At 67.7% G+C, this 18539-nt stretch carries 18 protein-coding genes; all 18 read left to right on the top strand.

Annotation, left to right across the window (positions count from 1 at the left end):
• Positions 1-226 precede the first annotated feature (226 nt).
• The 18 genes from ACT54X_RS12665 (at position 227) to ACT54X_RS12580 (ending at position 18531) form a co-directional block, all read left to right on the top strand.
• Positions 227-745, top strand: a complete 519-nt coding sequence (locus tag ACT54X_RS12665) for a transglycosylase SLT domain-containing protein (RefSeq protein WP_476346852.1) — start codon at positions 227-229, stop codon at positions 743-745.
• On the top strand, positions 738-1394 hold the full coding sequence (locus tag ACT54X_RS12660) for a PFL_4695 family integrating conjugative element protein (protein WP_476346850.1): 657 nt from the start codon (positions 738-740) through the stop codon (positions 1392-1394). The genes ACT54X_RS12665 and ACT54X_RS12660 overlap by 8 nt, the downstream gene beginning before the upstream one ends.
• Positions 1391-3691, top strand: a complete 2301-nt coding sequence (traD, locus tag ACT54X_RS12655; RefSeq protein WP_476346848.1) for a type IV conjugative transfer system coupling protein TraD — start codon at positions 1391-1393, stop codon at positions 3689-3691. The genes ACT54X_RS12660 and traD overlap by 4 nt, the downstream gene beginning before the upstream one ends.
• Positions 3688-4452: a DUF4400 domain-containing protein gene (locus tag ACT54X_RS12650; RefSeq protein WP_476346846.1), complete on the top strand. Its 765-nt coding sequence runs from the start codon at positions 3688-3690 to the stop codon at positions 4450-4452. The genes traD and ACT54X_RS12650 overlap by 4 nt, the downstream gene beginning before the upstream one ends.
• 9 nt (positions 4453-4461) lie before the next feature.
• Positions 4462-4785: an integrative conjugative element protein, RAQPRD family gene (locus tag ACT54X_RS12645; RefSeq protein WP_476346844.1), complete on the top strand. Its 324-nt coding sequence runs from the start codon at positions 4462-4464 to the stop codon at positions 4783-4785.
• A gap of 12 nt (positions 4786-4797) precedes the next feature.
• On the top strand, positions 4798-5037 hold the full coding sequence (locus ACT54X_RS12640; RefSeq protein WP_476346842.1) for a DUF3262 family protein: 240 nt from the start codon (positions 4798-4800) through the stop codon (positions 5035-5037).
• Between the two features lie 36 nt (positions 5038-5073).
• Positions 5074-5493: a DUF2976 domain-containing protein gene (locus tag ACT54X_RS12635; protein ID WP_476346840.1), complete on the top strand. Its 420-nt coding sequence runs from the start codon at positions 5074-5076 to the stop codon at positions 5491-5493.
• Positions 5490-6038, top strand: a complete 549-nt coding sequence (locus ACT54X_RS12630; RefSeq protein ID WP_476346838.1) for a TIGR03750 family conjugal transfer protein — start codon at positions 5490-5492, stop codon at positions 6036-6038. The genes ACT54X_RS12635 and ACT54X_RS12630 overlap by 4 nt, the downstream gene beginning before the upstream one ends.
• Entirely contained in the window at positions 6035-6796 is a 762-nt protein-coding gene (locus ACT54X_RS12625) for a PFL_4703 family integrating conjugative element protein (protein ID WP_476346836.1), read from the top strand. The genes ACT54X_RS12630 and ACT54X_RS12625 overlap by 4 nt, the downstream gene beginning before the upstream one ends.
• Positions 6793-7953, top strand: a complete 1161-nt coding sequence (locus ACT54X_RS12620; RefSeq protein ID WP_476346834.1) for a TIGR03749 family integrating conjugative element protein — start codon at positions 6793-6795, stop codon at positions 7951-7953. The genes ACT54X_RS12625 and ACT54X_RS12620 overlap by 4 nt, the downstream gene beginning before the upstream one ends.
• Positions 7954-7979: 26 nt before the next feature.
• Positions 7980-9473: a TIGR03752 family integrating conjugative element protein gene (locus tag ACT54X_RS12615; RefSeq protein WP_476346832.1), complete on the top strand. Its 1494-nt coding sequence runs from the start codon at positions 7980-7982 to the stop codon at positions 9471-9473.
• Between the two features lie 156 nt (positions 9474-9629).
• The gene (locus ACT54X_RS12610) at positions 9630-10139 is read left to right on the top strand and encodes a TIGR03751 family conjugal transfer lipoprotein (protein ID WP_476346830.1); all 510 of its coding nucleotides are present in this window, start codon (positions 9630-9632) and stop codon (positions 10137-10139) included.
• Between the two features lies 1 nt (position 10140).
• A complete protein-coding gene (locus tag ACT54X_RS12605; protein ID WP_476346828.1) occupies positions 10141-13107 on the top strand; it encodes a conjugative transfer ATPase in 2967 nt (988 codons plus the stop codon).
• A gap of 62 nt (positions 13108-13169) precedes the next feature.
• Complete coding sequence (locus ACT54X_RS12600; protein ID WP_295371166.1) at positions 13170-13586, top strand: DUF1525 domain-containing protein; 417 nt, start codon at positions 13170-13172, stop codon at positions 13584-13586.
• A 149-nt stretch (positions 13587-13735) separates the two neighbouring features.
• Positions 13736-15049, top strand: a complete 1314-nt coding sequence (locus ACT54X_RS12595; RefSeq protein ID WP_476346826.1) for a TraU family protein — start codon at positions 13736-13738, stop codon at positions 15047-15049.
• Positions 15050-15158: 109 nt separating this feature from the next.
• On the top strand, positions 15159-16427 hold the full coding sequence (locus ACT54X_RS12590) for an integrating conjugative element protein (RefSeq protein WP_476346824.1): 1269 nt from the start codon (positions 15159-15161) through the stop codon (positions 16425-16427).
• A gap of 10 nt (positions 16428-16437) precedes the next feature.
• Positions 16438-16884 (top strand): hypothetical protein, encoded by a 447-nt coding sequence (locus ACT54X_RS12585; protein WP_476346822.1) that lies wholly within the window; start codon positions 16438-16440, stop codon positions 16882-16884.
• A gap of 15 nt (positions 16885-16899) precedes the next feature.
• Positions 16900-18531, top strand: coding sequence for a conjugal transfer protein TraG N-terminal domain-containing protein (locus tag ACT54X_RS12580; protein WP_476346820.1), 1632 nt, complete (start codon positions 16900-16902; stop codon positions 18529-18531).
• Positions 18532-18539: the final 8 nt, after the last annotated feature.

Here is an 18539-nt window from a genome sequence, read left to right as displayed (position 1 = left end):
CGTGCCCGCCTGGGCTTTGGCCTCCGATCCGCGGGACCTCATGCCCTACGACCGCTCCGAGGTCACCGTGATCCTGCCTGATGTGGGCTCCGATGCTCGGCGCCCAGCGGAGGAGTTCGGCCGTGCAGCGAGCCGTGAGGCGGAGCGGCCGCGGGCCGACGTCGCCGCTGGCGGAGCACAGGGACGAGCTGGAGGGCCAGGGGCTCGCAGCACGGTGCGCCTGACAGTGCCCCCGACCGCCTACATCCTGACAGCCCATTACACAGGGCTGCCGGCCTGGCTGCTCTACGGCATTGCACTGCAGGAGAGCAAGATGAGCTTCGGGCCGCTGGCGTTGCCGTTCCCATGGACGCTCTGCGTCGCGGGCAGGCCCGAGCGCTACGGCAGCTACATGGAGACCGTGGCAGCGATGCAGCGGCACCTGCGCGCCGGCATCACCAACATCGACAGCGGCGTCATGCAGGTGAACTGGGGCTATCACCAGGACAAGCTGCGCAGCCCGGAGCGCGCACTCGACCCGTATCCCAACCTGGCGGTGGGCGCGCTGATCCTTCGCCAGCAGTTCGCCGCGACGGGCGACTGGGCGCAGGCGGTCGCCCGGTACCACACCGGCGGCCTGGACACCTCCGAGCGTCGGGAGCGCGGTGCACGCTATGCCGCCTCGGTGGCCCGCCAGATCGCCGCACATGGTCTGACCTTCGCGCAGGCCGCCACCACCAGGTTCACCTGGAGCGCCAATGGATAGCCCAGAACGTGTGCACCGCCTATGGCACGCCGCTGGAAAAGGAGCGGGCCGGCGCGTCGCCGCGGCCCTGCTGTGCGCAGCGCTGGTGATGGCTGGTCCATCGAGCCGCGGCCAGGGCGTGGTGGCCACGCCCGCTGCGTCGTTGGAAGTGGTCCACGACAGTGGCCGCGGAGTGCCGCTCGCCCCTTACCTGTCTGCCATCACCAGCTCCGATCCAGCCGCCCGGGGCAGTGTGATGCCAGGCTTGCGGTTTCCCATCAGCACCGAGCTCTCGACCGGCGTGCTGCCCCATGAGCGAAGGGTGTTCGACGCCACCTGGCAGGTGCAGCCGATCTTCATCGTCGGCGCGGATGTGCGATCCATGCGGTGGCTCGCCTTCAACCGGGAGCGGCTGCTGCAGGAACAGGCCTGGGGCGTGGTGGTCCAGGCCCGCACCGAGGCAGAGTTCCGCGCCATTCAAGCAGTCGCCCCTCAACTGGCGTACGCGCCCTCGATGGGCTCATGGATGGACGATCAGCTGCTGGCCAGCGGGATTGTCTATCCCGTGTTCATCGATGCGGCGGGGCACGCTCGACAGATCCTGATCGGCTCAGGTGAGTCGAACGGCCTTGAAGGGCAAACGGAGCAGCCCCCGGAGGTGCGCCCATGAGCAGCGGCGTTGTCATGGAAGGGCAACTCCGCCCCCCGGTCGAGCTTTGGAGCACGGCGGTCTCTTGGAGCATTGCCGCGGTCGCCCTTGCAGCGCCCTGGGCACTCATGATGCCGCCGCTGCTTGGGCTCGTCGCCGCCGTGGGCGCGATCGCATTCGGGTGGCGGCGCTGCAGCCAGGCGTTGACGGTCGTTCAGTACCAGCGGGGGCTGAAGCTCAACAAGATCACCCGCGTCGCTCCCTCGAAGCTGCCCGTCGACCTGAGCAAGCAGCTCTACCTGGGGGAAGGCTTCGCCTGGGGGCAGCAGCACGCGCAAAGAAAGCTGGATGCGACACGGCGGGATGCAGAGCCCTACGTCAAGCTCACCCCGCTGGAGCAGCGCTTGGCAGCGTTCGGTGCATCGCTGACCGCCGGCGTAGCCGGGGAGCTGTCAGCGGCTGAGAACACGGGCGCACCGCTGTCGCGCCGAGCCCAGGCCGTGCGCGCCGCCACCAGCGTCGGCGGGCCGCTCAACCCGCTGTACCCCAACATGGACCTCGGCGGATCGTCGATCCTCCACGGCGTGGGCGCGCAGGAAGAATGCCCCGTCGCCCTGCGGCAGACCGCTCGCGCCGGCCATCTGCTGGTGATGGGGACCACGCGGGTGGGCAAGACGCGGTTGCTGGAACTGCTCGCTACCCAGGACATCCATGCGGGCCATGTCGTGGTGGTGATCGACCCGAAGGGCGATGCGGACCTCATGCTGCGCATGTACGCCGAAGCCCGGCGCGCCGGCCGGGACAAGCAGTTCTACCTGTTCCACCTGGGCTACCCGGAGATCTCGGCGCGCTACAACGGAATCGGCAACTTCAGCCGCATCACCGAGGTGGCCGCCCGTGCCACGAATGCCCTGCCGTCGAGCGGCAACTCCGCGGCGTTCAAGGAATTCTCCTGGCGGTTCACGAACATCGTGGCCCAGGCCCAGGTCGCGCTCGGGCGCATCCCGACCTACGACACGCTTCTGCGCGACGTCACCGGCATCGAGCCGCTGTTCATGGAGTACGCGCACTTCTTCTGGGCTCGCGAGGCACAGCAGGGCCGGCACGCCAAATACCAGGAGAAGCTCGATTCGCTGCAGGAGCGGATCGAAACCAAGAAGGTCGCGGTGGACCGCTCCCTCTCCACTCGCGCCCCGGATGTGATCGCCATGATCTTGTGGATCAAGGAAAGCCGCGTCACGGACAACGTGCTCCTCGGGCTGGTCGGCGCCGTGAGCTACGACCGCAGCTTCTACGAGAAGATCATCGCCAGCCTGGGCCCCTTCCTGGAGAAGCTCACGTCCGGTGCCGTGGGCAAGCTCATCAGCCCGGACTACTTCGACGCCGACGACACGCGGCCGATCTTCGACTGGATGAGCGTGATGCGCCAGGGCGGCATCGTGTACGTGGGCCTCGATGCGCTGTCCGATTCGGTGGTGTCCTCGGCCGTGGGCAACTCGATGCTGGCCGACCTGGTGAGCGTTGGCGGCAAGCTCTACAAGACCGGGCTCGATCCGCACCGGGAGGACGGCAAGCTCGTACTGCCGACCGTCTGCTGCCACTTCGACGAGGTGAACGAAATCGCTGGCCCGGAGTTCGTGCCCATGGTCAACAAGCTCGGTGGCTCCGGCTTCCGGATCACGGCCTACACGCAGTCAATGTTCGACATCGAGGCCAAGGTCGGCGACAAGGCCAAGGCTGGCCAGATCATGGACAACTTCAACCACCTGGTCATGCTGCGCGTGCGCTCGGTGGCCACCGCGGATCTGCTGGCCAAGCAGGTGCCTGAGGTGAATGTCGTGCACCTGACGCCCATGTCCGGTGTGACCGACACGGCGGCCCAGGGCACCGGGGTCGACTTCACCAGCCGTAACGACGACATCATCACCAGCACCAAGGTGCCCCTGATCCAGGCCAACGATCTTCTGAGCTTGCCGCAGGGTCAGGCATTCGCACTGCTGGAGGGCAATCGGCCCTTCAAGATCCGCATCCCGCTGGCGGACGCCGCGAACGATCCGTTCGTGCCGGAGAGCCTGAAGAAGGTCGCGGTCGACATGAAGCGTCGCTATCGCACAAGCGAGCGTTGGGCGAGCGAGACGGATTGGCTGGCGGGCCAACCGATTGGCGCCGCGGCTGCCGACCTGATCGCCACCAACCTTGCTGCCGAGCCCCAGGAAGCCCAGCACGCCGAGCCTGCCGATGTGGGCGACCTGGACCCGCAAGGCAACGTGCTGGATCAGCGGGCAGTACTTGGCACTGTCTGGAGGGATGCTGCATGAGCACGGCGACTCTGGCGGCGCCCACGCGCGGCCCGATCCTCTGGGTGTTCGAGATCTGCATGAGTCTGGTGTTCGTGTCACTGAGCGCCTGGCTATTGGGCGTCGCCATCGAGATCGTCGGCAGCTACTTGGTGTGGCCCGACGAGGCCGAGCTGCACGCGCGCCGGATGGTTGAACAGGACCTGGGATACATCGAGGCGGCGCCGCGCAGCGTCTTGGTGGGCGACACGGTCGCGCTGAGCAACGAGCTGCTGCGATGGGTGCAGAAGCCCTACGCGTCGCTGGGCATCGTGGCGCTCTACATGCGTCTGCATCACCCCGATGGCTCGGAGCCGGGGAGCGTGCCCGTCGTCAGTCCTGGCTCAGGCCTGAGCGGCTTCAGAGGCCTGGGCGACCTGCTTCAGATCGTCGTGCGCGAAGGGGCACGCTGTGCCGTCATCAGCATGTACGTGGCGATGGACGTGGTGCTGCGCCTGGCTATCGCGGTATTCGCCATTCCTGCGTTCGTGCTGGCGTGTCTGCTCGGGGCGGTGGATGGCCTCGTGCGCCGGGACCTTCGGCGTTGGCGAGGCGGCCGAGAAAGCTCCTTCATCTATCACCACGCCAAGCGCTACACGCGCTGGTCCTTGACCGGAGGCTTCGGCCTTTATCTCGCCTGGCCGTTCGGCGGCTTCAACCCCGCCTACATGGTCCTGGTCTTCACCGTCCTCGTCGCCATGAGCCTGTCCACCACGCTCGCCGCCTTCAAGAAGTACCTGTAGGAGCCTCTCATGCCTATCCATTCCTTCACCACCTGGCCGCGCCGGCTGCTGCGAGCCGCGCTCGCACTGGGCCTCGCAACGTGCGCCGGGCTTGCGCTTGCAGACGACGACCAGGAGCGGGAGCAGCTCGCCCGGATCTCCAGCGAACTCGCGCGTGTGCAGGCCATGGTGAGCGACGCCGCGCAGGCCGCCCCCACCGGCCAGCGCGTCAAGTTCCGCTATGACTGGCTGCAGCGCGACCTGGAAATGATGCGCCAGGCCATCGACCAGCACGTCGACGCGCCGCGGCAGCCGCGGCCTGTCGCACCGCTGCGCGGCGACTACCGCCAATAGTGCGAGCTGTCGATGAACCAAATGCTCGTCGACGCGTTCAAGGCGGCCTCCGGCGTCGACCCATCGGCGCTGCGGACCAACGTCGTCACGTTGGTGATCGTCGCCGCGCTACTGCTGGCCGCCTGGCTGGCCGGCCTGCTCATCCAAGCCTACTCGGACGACGCCGTCTCGAAGGCCGAGGTGGTGCGCGTGCTGGTGCTGCTGCTGATCGTGGTGCTTTCGCTCATCACGTTCCTTCTGCAATGGCGCTGACCCGATCCCTTCAACCCCCGATCACGAGGAATCCACATGTACATCCCCCCCACATCCGCCCGGCGCTCCTGCTTCTTCGGGCACATCGGTCAGAGATTCGCTCTGCAAGGCCTCGTCGCCCTCGCGCTCATCTGGCTGTCGCTGCACTGCGTGCCGGCCATGGCGGAGCTTCCACAGATGACCGTTCCCACCGAGGGCCTCAACGGGCAATCGGTCAAGGACGGGGACTACCTGAGCCAGATGGGCGCCTACTTCAAGTTGGGCCTGACCATCCTCGGGACCATCGTTGCGGCGGTCGCTGGCATCTACGTCGCCAGCGGTGGTTTGACCAAATGGAAGGAGTACACGTCCGGGCGCGCGCCCTTCGGTGACCTGAAGGAGTACTTCATCATGGGTGGCCTGCTGATGATCTTCGTCCTCATGATGATCACCCTCGTGGTCAAGGTGCTCGGATGACCTTGCCTTCCCATCCGGCAGCGCCGGGCCAGACGATCGCCCGCAGCCACGCACCGGTAACGGCGAGGGTCAACGTCGAGCCTCCCGTGCTCAATGGGATGGCGGCGACGGAGGCAACCTGGATCGCCGTGCTCTCGGTCGCCGGCTACGGGTTCGTGGGCCTCCTCGTGATCCTGACGACCGGTGTCTGGCAGATCGGGCTGGCACTGCCGACCTTCGGCACAGCATTCACCCTCTGGAGTGCCTCCTTACGGTTGGCCAAGCTCAAGCGAGGTCGGCCCGATTACTACTACGAGCACGCGATTCAGCGGTGGATGGCCACGCGCGGGCTGTCCCGTGAGCGCTTCCTGACGCGAACCGGCTTCTGGAGCGTGGGGTGCGTGCTGCCCTTCGGGTTCGCAAGCCCGTTCAGGTACCGGGACCCGGGAGCCACAGCCGACATGCCACAGCCCACCGATGAGTCCACCAGCACGCCACCCATGATGGCGCGGCTGGCGGCTCTTGGTGCGCACCTGGCCCGTTCGCATGCAGGGGCGGCACGATGAGTTCCTCGCAGTACCTGGACGCACTGGCGTCGGAGCGGCGGACGAATCGGTTGCTGCGTCGTGTCCTCTATGGGGCCATGGCGTTCGGCGCCTTCACGACGTGGATGGCCTGGCTCACCCCCAAGAACCTGAACGTCCACCTGGCGCCCAACATCGCCGCCGGCGCCTCGGTCGCGCTGCGCAGCGGTGAGTCCGACGTGCCGCCCGCGAACGTCTATGCCTTCGGCTACTACATCTGGCAGCAGATCAACCGGTGGTCGGAAGACGGGGCCCGCGACTACGGCATGCAGATCTACCGGATGCAGAACTTCGTCACGCCGCAATGCGTGGCCCAGCTCACCGCAGACATGGAGCGCCGCGGCCGGGAAGGCGAGCTTCGCAACCGCACGCGGCAAGTCACCGAGATCGCCGGCTTCGGTTACGCGAGCAACCGGGTGGTCGCGGACGCCAGCAAGAGCAGTTGGACGGTCTTCCTGGACACCCAGGTCCAGGAGACCTTCCGTGGCCAGCCGGTCAAGGACATCTACATCCGCTTCCCAATCCGGGTGGTGCGCTTCGACGTCGACCGGGAGCGCAACCCCTGGCAGCTCGCCATCGACTGCTACGGCACCAACGTGCCAGCGCGGCTGAACGAGGCGGACTTGAAGCTGGAGCGTCCCGCTGCCAACCCGCCGTCGCAGCTCAAGGTGCCGGCGCTGCCGGGCCAGGTCGCGCCTTCGACGCTTCCGGAAGCGTCGCCTCTGGAGTCCAACCGATGAATTCGCCTATCACCCGAATCCGACGGCGCCTGCTCGTGCGTCGCCCCGGCTTGGCAGCGGTGCCGGCCTGCGCCGTCTTCGCTGCGCTGCTCGCCGCGGCCTGCCCGATGCATGCCCAGGAGGTGAAGGACCTCACGCTCAAGGGCGTGCCCCCAGACCTGATCCAAGCCAACACCGCACCTTCGGCACCGTTCACGGCGTCGGGCGCGGCACCGGCGACCGTGGACCTGGGCCAGAACATGGGCACACCCGGCGCAGCAGGCGCGCCTGGCGTGGCGGGCTCCGCCTCGATGCCGGCAGATGGTCCTGGCGCGGCCGCGCGGGCTGCGGCCGCCGCCGTCAAGGCAGCCCAGGCACCGTCATCCGCGTCGGGCCGACGCGTCGGCGCAGTACGTCGTGCATCCCGCGGCGGTGGAGACATCGAGCGAGCGGTCTTCGACCGCGCACCGATCCAGGTTCCCCTTGCGCTCAATGTGGAGCGCCTGGTGACGCTGCCGGCTCCGGTGGCACTGCACGTGCCCCGCGACATCGAGACCGTGGCGCGCATCGAGAGCATCGACCGCACCCTCTACATCACGGCGCTGGTGCCCTTCGCGCCGATCCGCATCGTGGCCGAGCTGATCGACAGCGGCCAGCAGGTGCCGCTGGACATCGTCGCGGGCAAGGACACCGCCCCAAGCACCGCTGAGCTGGAGATCTCCACCGTGGACGGGAAGGGGACGGGCAGCTCCGCATCTGCGGCCGCGTCGTCGGTCGCAAAGAGGGCCGGCGACGAGCCAGGCGCCGCAGAAGCGGGCGCCGACATGGTCATGCTCACCCGGCACGCGGCGCGGCAGCTGTACGCGCCGCGCCGGCTCGCCGTGGCCACGCCGGGTGTCGTCCAGGTCGGTGTCAGCGACAAGCCCGTGGTGGGGCTGTTGCGAGGTGCGAATGCCGAGGCGGTCCCGCTGGGACAGTGGAAGTCGGGCCAGCTCTATGTGACAGCGGTGCGCGTGACGAACCTCTCCCGCTACCCGCTCGAAATCCCCCTGGAGCAGTTGCGCGGTCGCTGGATTTCCGCCACGGCCCAGCACGGCCGCATCGGCCCGGCCGGCTCGGAGACGGACACCACCGCCATCTACCTCGTCTGCGATCGCAGCTTCGAGGCCTGTCTGTGACCAGGAAACACACGTAGGAGCGCCGCATGGCCGCCAGCCGAAACAAGCTCATCCCCGTATTCGCCATCGTGGCAGTGGGCACCGTGGTGACCATCATCGTGATGCAGCTGCGCGGAGATCCGCGGCCGCAGGCCGCCGCGCCGATGAAGGCGCCCCCGAGTGCCCTCCCGGCGACCAAGGGCGCGGACCAGGACACGCCCACCGAAACGCTCAAGACCGTGGTTGCGGCCAACAAGGAGCTACGGGACGCGGTACAGAAGGTGCTGACCGAGAACGAGAACCTGCGCCGGCAGCTGAAGCCCGGAAACGCAGGCGACGGTGCGGCATCGACAGGAGGTCTCTCTGGGGGAGTGGCGGGCGGCACCATCGCAGACACCTTTGCGGGCGCAGTTGCGACGGTGGGCAAGACCATGCAGGGTGCGGCCGCCACCTCGTCCGGGTTGGGGCAGCAGGTAATCGGCAGCGGCAAGCCGGCCGGAGCCCCGGGCGCGGCAGCGATCGACTTCGGCTCGGCAGGTCCCGGGGCAGCGGCCCCCGACGGCGCCGTGAGCTACAAGGTGGTGCCGCCCATGGGCTATGCGGCGGCGACTGCCGAGGCTCGCGGCCGCGGCGTGCCGCCGACGACCACGTATGTCCGCACGTCCAGCGCCGGCAACGGCGATGGCCAAGCCGGCGCCGGCCCAGCGGCGCGCGCAGCGGCCGAGGCCCTGGCCCAGGAAGGCGACCCGGCCCCCAAGCCAATCCCGTACTTCACGATTCCAGAGAACGCGACGCTCGCCGGCGTGACCTCGATGTCCACCATCATCGGGCGGGTGCCCGTGGACGGCCAGGTGCGCGACCCGATGCAGTGGAAGGCCGTGGTGGGGCGAGACAACCTGGCGGCCAACGGCTTCGAGCTGCCGGACGACCTGGCGGGGATGATCATCAGCGGCGTTGCAATCGGCGACATGGCCCTGTCCTGCTCGGAAGGAAAGGTGCGCTCGGTCACCTTCGTCTTCAACGATGGTGCGATCCAGACGGTTTCCAGCCGAGGCGGCTCCAGCGCCGGCGCCGGCGGCGGCAGCCCTGGCGCTGGCCAGGACCTGGGTTATGTGAGCGACGCGGTCGGCAATCCGTGCATCCCCGGGCAGTTCGTCACGAACGCGCCGGCCTACATCACGGACGTGGTCGGCGCCAAGGCGCTCGATGCCGCAGGACAGGCGTTCTCCGACGCGCAGAAGACGATCGTGCAAAGCGCGTCCGGCGGCAGCCTCGGCGTGACGTCGACGGTCACCGGTTCGGTCGGACGCTACGCCCTTGGCCAGGCCGTTGCCGGCTCCGGCGACGAGTTGTCCAAGTGGCTGTTGCAGCGGCTGAAGAACTCCTTCGACGCAGTGGTGACGCCAGCTGGCCAACGGCTCGTTGTCCACGTGAACCAGGAACTACGGATCGACAAGAACCCGCAGGGCCGTCGCCTGGTGCACCGCAGGCAGGAGGCCGTCGACCAGACGGCACGCGGCGCCCGATACGGTTTGGAGTGATGCCCGACGAGAGCGCGCCATCAGCACCGCGAGCCCATTGGACCGTAGCCGCGCCACGCCGCACATGCCCCTGCCCAGGTTCCCTCATCCGCTCGCAGCGCACGCAACGCGCTGCAGCCTGATTCATCCCCATGTCCGGTCATCCGGAGTCACCCCATGCTGCATTCGTTCCCCTCGCTGCCCATGACTGGCCTGCTCGGCGCATGCGCCGTCGCAATGATGCTCGGCGCCTGCTCGGTCAGCGGGCCCCGCCATTCCCCCATCCAGGACGCCACCCAGGGAAGCCCGACCGTTGTCGACATCTATCGGGGCCAGGCGAACGCGTCGGGCCAGGGCTCCGCCGGGGGCGTGGAAGCACGTGCACGGCTGCGCGACGCCGCACCTGCCCGGCCCGTGGCCGCCGGCGATGGCGACACGCAGCGCTACTGGTCGGCGCTGGAGCCGATGCGTCAGCGGTTCGCACGGGTGCCGAATCCGGACCTGGTGATGGTGGTGTTTCCCCACCTCGCCAAGGGGCAGTACCCGGTACCGGGCTATGTGACGGTCTTCCCAATGTACGAGTCCACCCAGTACGCGCTGCCTGGCGAGGTGGAAGGCGACTTGCTGCAGGGCCGGTCCCGGAACGCCCAGGCCGGCCAGTCGCCGGCGCGAGAGCAGGGGCGCTGACATGCAGGCATTGACTCAGCACTTGCTGGCCGCGCTGCGGGCCGTCCCGGGTCTGCAGGCGATCCTTCCCGCGCTCGCGGTGCCATCCGGCGAGGTTCCGGCACCGGAGCCGGCCGAGTACGTGGGCTCCAAGCTCACGGTGGAGGACCGCAGACGCATGGCGCTGCGTCCACCCTCGTTTTCCGACCTGCTTCCCTACGTTGCCTACCGGCCCGACGAGCGCGTCTTCGTGCTCCACGACGGCACCACGCTGGGCGTGCTCTTCGAGCTGGGCGGCGTGCCCACCGAAGCGCAACCTGCGTCGGTGCTCGCCGAGAAGGCCCACAAGGTCAAGGAAGCCCTGCAGGCCATCCCCGAGGTGGATGGCTCCCCATGGATCGTGCAGTTCTTCGTCAGCGACGACTACGACCTGTCGGGGATGGTGGAGCAGCTGCGGCGTTACATCGCGGAGCAGCACAAGGACGAGCCGCTGCGTGCGCAGCAGATCCTGCAATCGCCGATGACCCAGGCGGTACTTGAACAGTTCCGCCGGCACCTGGCCCAGGTCTCCAAGCCGGAAGGTCTGTTCGAAGACACGGAAGTGACCTTCCAGCCCTGGCGGGGCCAGCAGCGCCGTGTGCGCTGCTGCATCTACCGCAGGCTCGACCAGGATGCCGCCGAGCGAGTGACGAGCGCACACGACGAGATGGAAGCAATGGCCTCGACCGTCCAGGCCACGCTGTCGGAGGCCGGTGTCACGGTGCGCCGGTGTACAGGCGCCGATCTCTACGCCTGGCTGTTGCCTTTCTTCAATCCCAAGGTCCCCGGCGCCGCCAGGGCGGCCGAATTGATGCGCATGGCGCCGTACCCGGGCGACTTCTCAAGCACGGCGTCGGCGGGCGCCGCGCCTCTCTTTGGCAACTCCATGGCCGAGTCGCTCAACCTGAGCGAGCCGTACTCCGACCTGGAGCGGGGCCTGTTCTCGTTTGGCGGCGTCCCGGTGAAAGCACTGACCCTGGAGAGCATCAAGGCAGCGCCGGAAGTCGGCCACTTCTCCGCAGAGTTGCGGCACGACAAGGAGAGCTTCGCCCGCTTCGATCGTCTTCCGCCTGGCTCGATGCTCTCGATCACCGTCGTCATCCGGCCGCAGTACAAGGTGGAGCAGCACATCAGCCGGATGCGAGATGCCTCCCGGGCGGCCAACGCGCTGGCCCAGGAGACCTTCGCCGAGTGCGAACGGGTGCTGAGCCACATGGCGACCGGCGACAAGCTGCTGCCGATGTTCACGGTGCTCTACCTGGCGGGCAAGACCGTGGATGAGGTCGATGCAGCCGTGGCGAAGGCCAACGCGCTGCTGGTGCCGACGGGGCTGCGGTTCATTGCTCCCCAACAGGACCTGGTGCCCCTGGACGCCTTCGTGCGCGGCTTGCCGTTCACCTTCGACCCCGCATTCGACGAGCGGCACCTCAAGCGCTCACGGCTGACCTTCGCCAGCCACATCGCCGCGCTCCTGCCGGTCTATGGCCGCGCCCGCGGCACGCCGCACCCCGGCATGTGGTTCTGGAACCGTGGTGGCGAGCCGCTCTGGATCGACCCGCTCAACCGCCACGATCGCAAGAAGAACGCCCACATGCTGGTCCTGGGCCCGACCGGTGCCGGCAAGTCGGCGACTCTCAACTACCTGGCCATGATGACCATGGCTGTCCACCGACCTCGCCTGGTGATCGTGGACGCCGGCAACAGCTTCGGCCTGCTGGTCGAGTTCTTCAAGGGCCAAGGGCTGAGCACGCACTGCGTCACGCTCACGACGGCCGCCGATGTGTCGCTGCCGCCCTTCGTGCACGCGCTCAAGCTGCTGGACGACGCCGACATCATGAGCAGCTTCTACGCGGCCGAGGCCCGCGCCGCTGGCGACGCCGAGGGGCTTCCTGATGCCGAGGCGATGGACGCGCTGCTCCAGAAGGCCGGCGCCTTCGAGCAGCAACCCGTGTCGGCTGCCATGCCGGCCTCGGACCATGGGGCGGAGCCCGCGGCAGCGGAGGATGACGACGAGCGCCGCGACTACCTTGGCGAGATGCTCATCGCCGCGATCATGATGATCACCGGCGGCGAGGCCCGGGAGGAGGCGCGCATGTCCCGCTCGGACCGCTACCTCATCACCCGGGCCGTGATCCGCGCCGCGATCAGGACGCGCAGCGATGGGCGCCCACACCCGTTGGTGCACGACGTGGCCAACGAGCTGATGGCCATGCAGGGCGACCTGTCGCTGTCCCAGGGGCGGCGTGAGCGGGCAGAGGACATGGGGCAGTCCATGATGTCCTTCTGCCAGGGGCTGCGCGGCACCCTCTTCAACCGGGAAGGGCGCGACTGGCCGGATGTGGACGTCACGCTGGTCGAGATGGGCACGCTCACCAAGGACGGGTATGCGGACGCGCTGGCCGTGGCCTACACCTCGCTGATAGACGCGGTGCAGGGCCGCGGCGAGGCGCACCAGGCCGAGGGCCGTCCGCTGATCTTCCTCACCGACGAGGGCCACCTGATCACGACCAACGACCTGCTGGGCCCGAAGATCGCCAAGGGCACCAAGATGTGGCGCAAGCTGAACATGTGGTTCTGGCTCGCCACCCAGAACCTGCAGGACTTCCCGGACTCGATGGAGCGCGTGCTTTCCATGTGCGAGTTCTGGATGCTGCTGACGATGGACAAGAGCGAGATCGAGCAAGTCGCCCGGTTCCGCTCGCTGACGCCGGAGCAGCGCATGCTCATGGAGTCGGCCCGCAAGGCCCCAGGCAAGTACACGGAGGGCGTCCTGATCAGCGCCTCGGGGCAGACGCTCTTCCGCAACGTTCCGCCGGCGCTGCCGATCGCCCTGGCCCAGACCGAAGGGTACGAGAAGGCCCATCGCCGCCGGCTCATGGAGCAGCACGGCTGCAGCGAGCTGCGCGCGGCGATGCTCGTGGCCGAGGAAATCGAGGCCCGCCGGGGATGAGGCGCCGCCACCTCCTTTGTTGGCTTGCGCGCGGCGGCGCGGCCGCACTCTGCGCATCCTCCGTGATCGAGACAGCGGCGGCGCCGCAGGCCGCGCCGGCCGCCCGCGGCGTCATGACCGTCGAGGTCTTCGCCAACTCGGCGATGCTGGTCACACCCGCCCAGACGGAACAGTACCGTCTCGTGGTCCATCGGATGGATCGGCTGCAGCAGATCAAGCAGTACATCAACCAGCAGATCCCGCGCGGCGGCGAGTCGGTGGCCCGCCGCTGGATGATGGCCAACCAGGCTCGGATCAAGCGAGAGATCACGCCTGCGGCCGTGGCGGCGGCCAACGCCATCAACCTGGCCCGCTACTACCGCATCGACCACCTCCCGGCCATCGTCATCAACCGCCAGGCCGTCGTCTACGGCGTGACCGACGCCGACCAGGCCGTCCAACTGTTCCTTGCCCGCCAGCAGCGGGCCGGCCGGCGATGACCCGGTGCAGCGACTGGGCGGGGCCACGCAGGCTGGCCGCCGATCTGGTGACCGCAGTGGTCATCGGGTCGGTCTCGCTGACCGGCGCGGGCAACGCACTGGCCGCGCAAGGGAGTGACGCCTCAGGCAGCACCAGCGGCAGTAACACGATGGCGATCGCCACCGCGACAGTCCAGGGGCTTTCGAGCTGCCTGGCCTACCAGGTGACTGGCGTGTGCTTCTTCCTGAGGTGCTACCTGTTCTATTGCGAGATCGAGACCTCGATCCGCGTGCAGCACTACGTGCCGGACGTGGTTGTCAGCACCTACAACTCGCCGACCCAGCATCCCTGGGCCGATCTGGCCAAGCCCATCTCCACCGCCATGGACAAGGCCGGCTCTTCGCTGATGGGCAGCACGCTCGACAGCCAGGCGACGACAGCGCGTGAGGCGAGGGAGGTGGTCACCATGAAGTCCGCGGATGCGATCGGGAACCCGATCGGCGCCGTGATGGGTGGCAACTGGACGTGGGAGTACCCGGACACCAACGAGATCCAGGCCTTCCCCGACAAGGAGTTGCCCAAGATCCAGCAGCAGTGGTCGCAGGTGCCGTCGGACCTGTCCAACGGTGTGTTGGAGGGCGCGCGGGCCCAGGCCTTCAATCCCAGCCAGATGCTGAACCAGCTCGGGTCCCTGCCGGGCCAGTACAGCTCGATGTTCTCGGGGGTCTCGGGTTTGGGCTCCTTCGGTGCAAGCAACCCGATGACGAGTGGCGGCGGGGGCACGAGCACGACGCCGACCACGACGACGGAGACGACATCCACGGGCTCCTCCGGGTCCTCGACATCGAGCGGCCAGCCCCAGAGCTACAGCCAACTCCTGGACCAGATGTACCAGACGCTGGGCACCCAGTCGGGCAGCTCCAGTTCCGGGAGTGGCAACAGCGGCAACGCCGGCCTCACGGCCTACCTGTGCCCGGGCGGCTCCGGCATGCTTTCGATCCAGTACGACTCCGACCTCGACGCCCTGTTCTGGCGGGGCAAGGTGCCGCTGGAGCTTCTGTACCCGGGCTCCTGGGTGCCAGGCGTCGGCGAAGTCGGCCATGGACTCGTCAATACCTGGGGCGGCACCTACCCGCGGACCGGCGAGCTGGTGCAGTCCCACCCCGTCAAGTCTTCCGCGGTGCTGGCCGCGCGGGTGGCCAGCATCATCCGGCAGGAAGCGCAGCCCCACATCTACAAGAAGCTCTACGCCAAGGGCGAGCAGAAGTACGTGTACTTCAAGCGTGGCGACGAGCCGCGCTGGCAAGCCGTCCATCCGGTGGCAAGCACCGACTGCATCACCTTTGGCGACAACGACAGCCTGAGCGTGGGCAGCTACGGCGACCACAAGACTTCGGACAACGAGGGCTACATCTGGAACCTGTGGCAGCGCTACGAGTGCTGCGAGCGCAAGACGCCGATCTTTCTCTTTGCCGTGCCCTGACCCTATGACCACTCCTTCAACCATCGTCTCCGGTCTGCAACGTGGCTTGACGGCCGTCTTGATCGGCGCTGTGTTGGTGCTGCACCTACCGCCGGCAAAGGCGCAGCCCGTGACCAATTCGTCCCTCTACTACCGATTGGGTGGCAGCTCACCCACCGGTGGGCCCATCAACGGCAAGTCGACCGGGCTGAAGCTCGGCTTGAAGGTCCGACTGAACTACAGCTGTGGCAAATTCGACGTGGGGTTGTCCTGGGCCAACACCATGGAAGGCTTCAAGAACCTGGGCACCACGATCTCCAATGCGGTGAAGGTCGGCATCTCGTCACTGCCGCTCTACATGCTGCAGCGGGCCCAGCCAGGCCTCTACCAACTGTTCCAGAACTTCAGCCAGAAGGCCGACGTGCTGGTGGCTGCGTCGCTCAAGACCTGCGAGGAGATGGAAGCCATGATCCGCAATGGCCAGGACCCTTACGAGGACTACGTGAAGATGGCCAAAGGCGATGTATGGAAGGCGAAGGCGGACGCCTCGGGCGACGTGGTGCAGGCGAAGCTGGACATCAACAAGAACGAGGAGGCGCAGAACCGCGGCGTGGAGTGGGTGTTCGGCACCTATGCCGGCGGCGCCGGAACAAAGGCCATCGAGCCTGTGCGAGACCTGTCCATCGCGGGCTACAACACCTTGCTGAACCAGGCGCCTGCCGCCTCGTCCTCGACGAATTGGGCGGCATCGAGCTCGGCGAACACGCGCCTGGTGCGGGCCTTCTCCAGCCCCGACGCCATGGCGTCGTGGACGACACAGGTGCTGGGCGACAAGCAGGTGTTCCTGTGTTCCCAGACCACGTGCCCACAGCCCACCACGACGGTCACGGCCACAGGGCTGGGCCCGCGCCTGGAGGAGGAACTGAGCACCGTGCGACCCGTCATGCAACGGGTCGTGGCCGACCCTGGCCAGGTCGCCCAGCTCAAGGACATCTCCGCCTCCGGCTTCGCGGTCAGCCCCCAACTGGTGGAAGCGGTGCGACAGCTGCCAGCGGAGAGCCGGACCCTGGCCACCGGCCGCCTGGTGGAAGAGCTGGCCATGCAGCGGGTGATCGACAAGGCGCTGGTTGCGAGATCCGCGCTCATCGCAGGCCTGTCGCTGCCCCAGGCGACCAAGGCCACGGAGATGCAGCGCGACGTGCAGGCCCAGGTCGACCGGCTGACCCAGTACATCAACGACCTGATGTTCGAGTACCGCATCCGCAAGGAGATGACCTCGGAGACCGCCCTTGCCATCATGGGCGAGCAGTTCCACAAGGACAGCCAGGCCCAGCGCGTACCGGCCGCCACCGCGGTCGATCCGCGGCCGCTGGAGAACGGCCGGGTCAGGGCCAACTGAGGGCAAGACCGTGACCGAACGCTCCGCTGTTCATCCAACGGCTCAGGATGCCTCCCCGAAGCCGGACCGCGCCGGCGGCCGCTGGGCTCGTCGCCTTCGCTGGTTTGGTGTCTGCCTGGTGTACCTGGTGATCGCCGGCCTGGTGACGGCCGTGCTGGTGCAGCAGCCGGTGTCCCGCCTTGAAGGCATCGCGGCTTCCGCGCATCGCGCGAGGTACGTGGGCCTGGCCGTGCAGGCGGTGGCCCTCGGGTTGCTCGTTGCGTTCTGGCCCGGCGTGGTCCGGTGGGCGGCGACCCGGGGCATCGTGGCGCCGACCGAGGTGCACCAGGTGCTTGCATGGCGCTGGAAGCTGGCGGGGTGGTTCACCGTGTTCATCCTCTTCGTGGGCATCGGGGTCGGTGACCTCGTGCACTTCGGCTCGGCGGTGCTGCAGGCCGCGCGGGGCCTCGTCCGTTGACCGCCCGGAGGCGACATGCAGCTCGACAGCTACCTCGAAATCTTCCTGACCCTCTACGGCTGGGCCTTCGCCAACATCATTGGTGAGGTGTTGGCCGGGACCGGCCTGATCGCGCTGCCCTTCGGCCTCATCGTGTTCAACGCCTGGCGGGAGGCCAAGGAGTCCGCCGCCGGCGGCGCCGGTGTGGTCGCGGTGATCGAGGCGGTCCAGGTCCGCCTGCTCGTGGCCCTGTTCGTCTTCTCCTTCTGCTTCGCGACCACGCCGCTCAGCTCCCTGAGCACCATCACGCTGAGCTATACGCCGCCGGCGACGACCACCGAGCCGGCTCCCCAGGCGGCGACGCAGGCCGGAAGTGGCTCGACCTATGACGCGGCCATGGCCGACGCCGTCAACGGCAGCATGAGCACGGCCGGAGGCCTGACGCAGGTGCCGATGTGGTGGATGGCGGTGATGGGCTACAGCTCGGGCCTCAACAGCGCGGTGCGCGCCGCTTTGGGCAACAGCACACGGGACCTGCGGATGCTGGAAGACATGGCGCGCAACGCAGCGATCCAGGACCCCCGGCTGCTCGCCGACATCCAGCGCTTTCATAGCGAGTGCTTCATCCCGGCACGTAGCCGCTATCTGCGCATGGACAAGGATCAGGTGAGCAGCACCGGGCAGGGCATCCTCGCCGCCGGCAACTCGGACTACGGCCCGACCGACGTCGACTGGGCGGGCAGCCAGTTCTTCCGGACCGAGCCAGGCTTCTACAGCACGATGCGGGCCTACTCGCCCGTACCCGGCTTCGCGGTGGATGCAAGCCGAGATACGGATTACATCGCCACCGGCGGATCAGCCGACGGCAACGCAGACGCGGCATTGGTCAATCCCGAATGGGGCAGGCCCACCTGCAACGAATGGTGGCTGGATGGCACACGCGGGATCCGCAAGCAGATCGTGGCGCAGAGCGAGGGGTGGCAGAACATCTACACCGCCGCCAAGAACATGCTCACCTGGCCGAGCGACGACGCCGCGCTGGACGCCGTCGCCAAGCTGGGCGCATCACGCGCCAGACCGCAGTTCGTGGATTCGGCCCGGATCATGGGCAACGACTACGACGTCGGGACCTCGCTCGCACACGCGATCGGTCAGGGTGTGAGCACCTTCACGGTGGGCAAGCGGCTGCTCGACATGACCATCGAGTTCGTTCCGCTGGTCACCGCGCTGCCGATGGTGCAGGCGGCCCTCCTGATGGGCATCTACATGTTCCTGCCGCTGGTCGTGGTGTTCAGCGGCTACGACTTGAAACTCATGCTCTACGGTGCGTTGGGCATCTTCACCGTCAAGTTCTGGGCGTCCATGTGGTACATCGCCCGCTGGCTCGACGCCCACCTGATCGCAGCCATGTACCCGGGGCTGGATGGCAATGCGTTCCTGTCGGAGCTGAGGGACATGGTGACCCACCAGGACTCCTCCAGCTACAAGCGCATGATCCTCAACATCGTGCTGATGTCGATGTTCGTGGGGCTGCCGTTGCTCTGGTCGGGGATGATGGGCTGGATCGGCGCACGCATCGGCGGGCAGCTTAGCCAGGCGATGGAGCGCTACTCGGCGACCGGCAAGGGCATTCCCAAGCCTCCCTCCCTCGGTGGGAAAGGCAAGTGAAAGCCGGC

The organism is Pseudacidovorax sp. DMC4 (assembly GCF_056314265.1).
Note: the sequence above shows the minus strand (reverse complement) of the source record. Positions and strands in the feature narration are given on the sequence as shown.

Bases quoted from the DNA above. Each gene is read 5' to 3' on its own strand.
- ACT54X_RS12660 (WP_476346850.1), top strand. From the start codon at position 738: ATGGATAGCCCAGAACGTGTGCACCGCCTATGGCACGCCGCTGGAAAA.
- traD (WP_476346848.1), top strand. From the start codon at position 1,391: ATGAGCAGCGGCGTTGTCATGGAAGGGCAACTCCGCCCCCCGGTCGAG.
- ACT54X_RS12650 (WP_476346846.1), top strand. From the start codon at position 3,688: ATGAGCACGGCGACTCTGGCGGCGCCCACGCGCGGCCCGATCCTCTGG.
- ACT54X_RS12645 (WP_476346844.1), top strand. From the start codon at position 4,462: ATGCCTATCCATTCCTTCACCACCTGGCCGCGCCGGCTGCTGCGAGCC.
- ACT54X_RS12640 (WP_476346842.1), top strand. From the start codon at position 4,798: ATGAACCAAATGCTCGTCGACGCGTTCAAGGCGGCCTCCGGCGTCGAC.
- ACT54X_RS12635 (WP_476346840.1), top strand. From the start codon at position 5,074: ATGTACATCCCCCCCACATCCGCCCGGCGCTCCTGCTTCTTCGGGCAC.
- ACT54X_RS12630 (WP_476346838.1), top strand. From the start codon at position 5,490: ATGACCTTGCCTTCCCATCCGGCAGCGCCGGGCCAGACGATCGCCCGC.
- ACT54X_RS12625 (WP_476346836.1), top strand. From the start codon at position 6,035: ATGAGTTCCTCGCAGTACCTGGACGCACTGGCGTCGGAGCGGCGGACG.
- ACT54X_RS12620 (WP_476346834.1), top strand. From the start codon at position 6,793: ATGAATTCGCCTATCACCCGAATCCGACGGCGCCTGCTCGTGCGTCGC.
- ACT54X_RS12615 (WP_476346832.1), top strand. From the start codon at position 7,980: ATGGCCGCCAGCCGAAACAAGCTCATCCCCGTATTCGCCATCGTGGCA.
- ACT54X_RS12610 (WP_476346830.1), top strand. From the start codon at position 9,630: ATGCTGCATTCGTTCCCCTCGCTGCCCATGACTGGCCTGCTCGGCGCA.
- ACT54X_RS12605 (WP_476346828.1), top strand. From the start codon at position 10,141: ATGCAGGCATTGACTCAGCACTTGCTGGCCGCGCTGCGGGCCGTCCCG.
- ACT54X_RS12595 (WP_476346826.1), top strand. From the start codon at position 13,736: ATGGCGATCGCCACCGCGACAGTCCAGGGGCTTTCGAGCTGCCTGGCC.
- ACT54X_RS12580 (WP_476346820.1), top strand. From the start codon at position 16,900: ATGCAGCTCGACAGCTACCTCGAAATCTTCCTGACCCTCTACGGCTGG.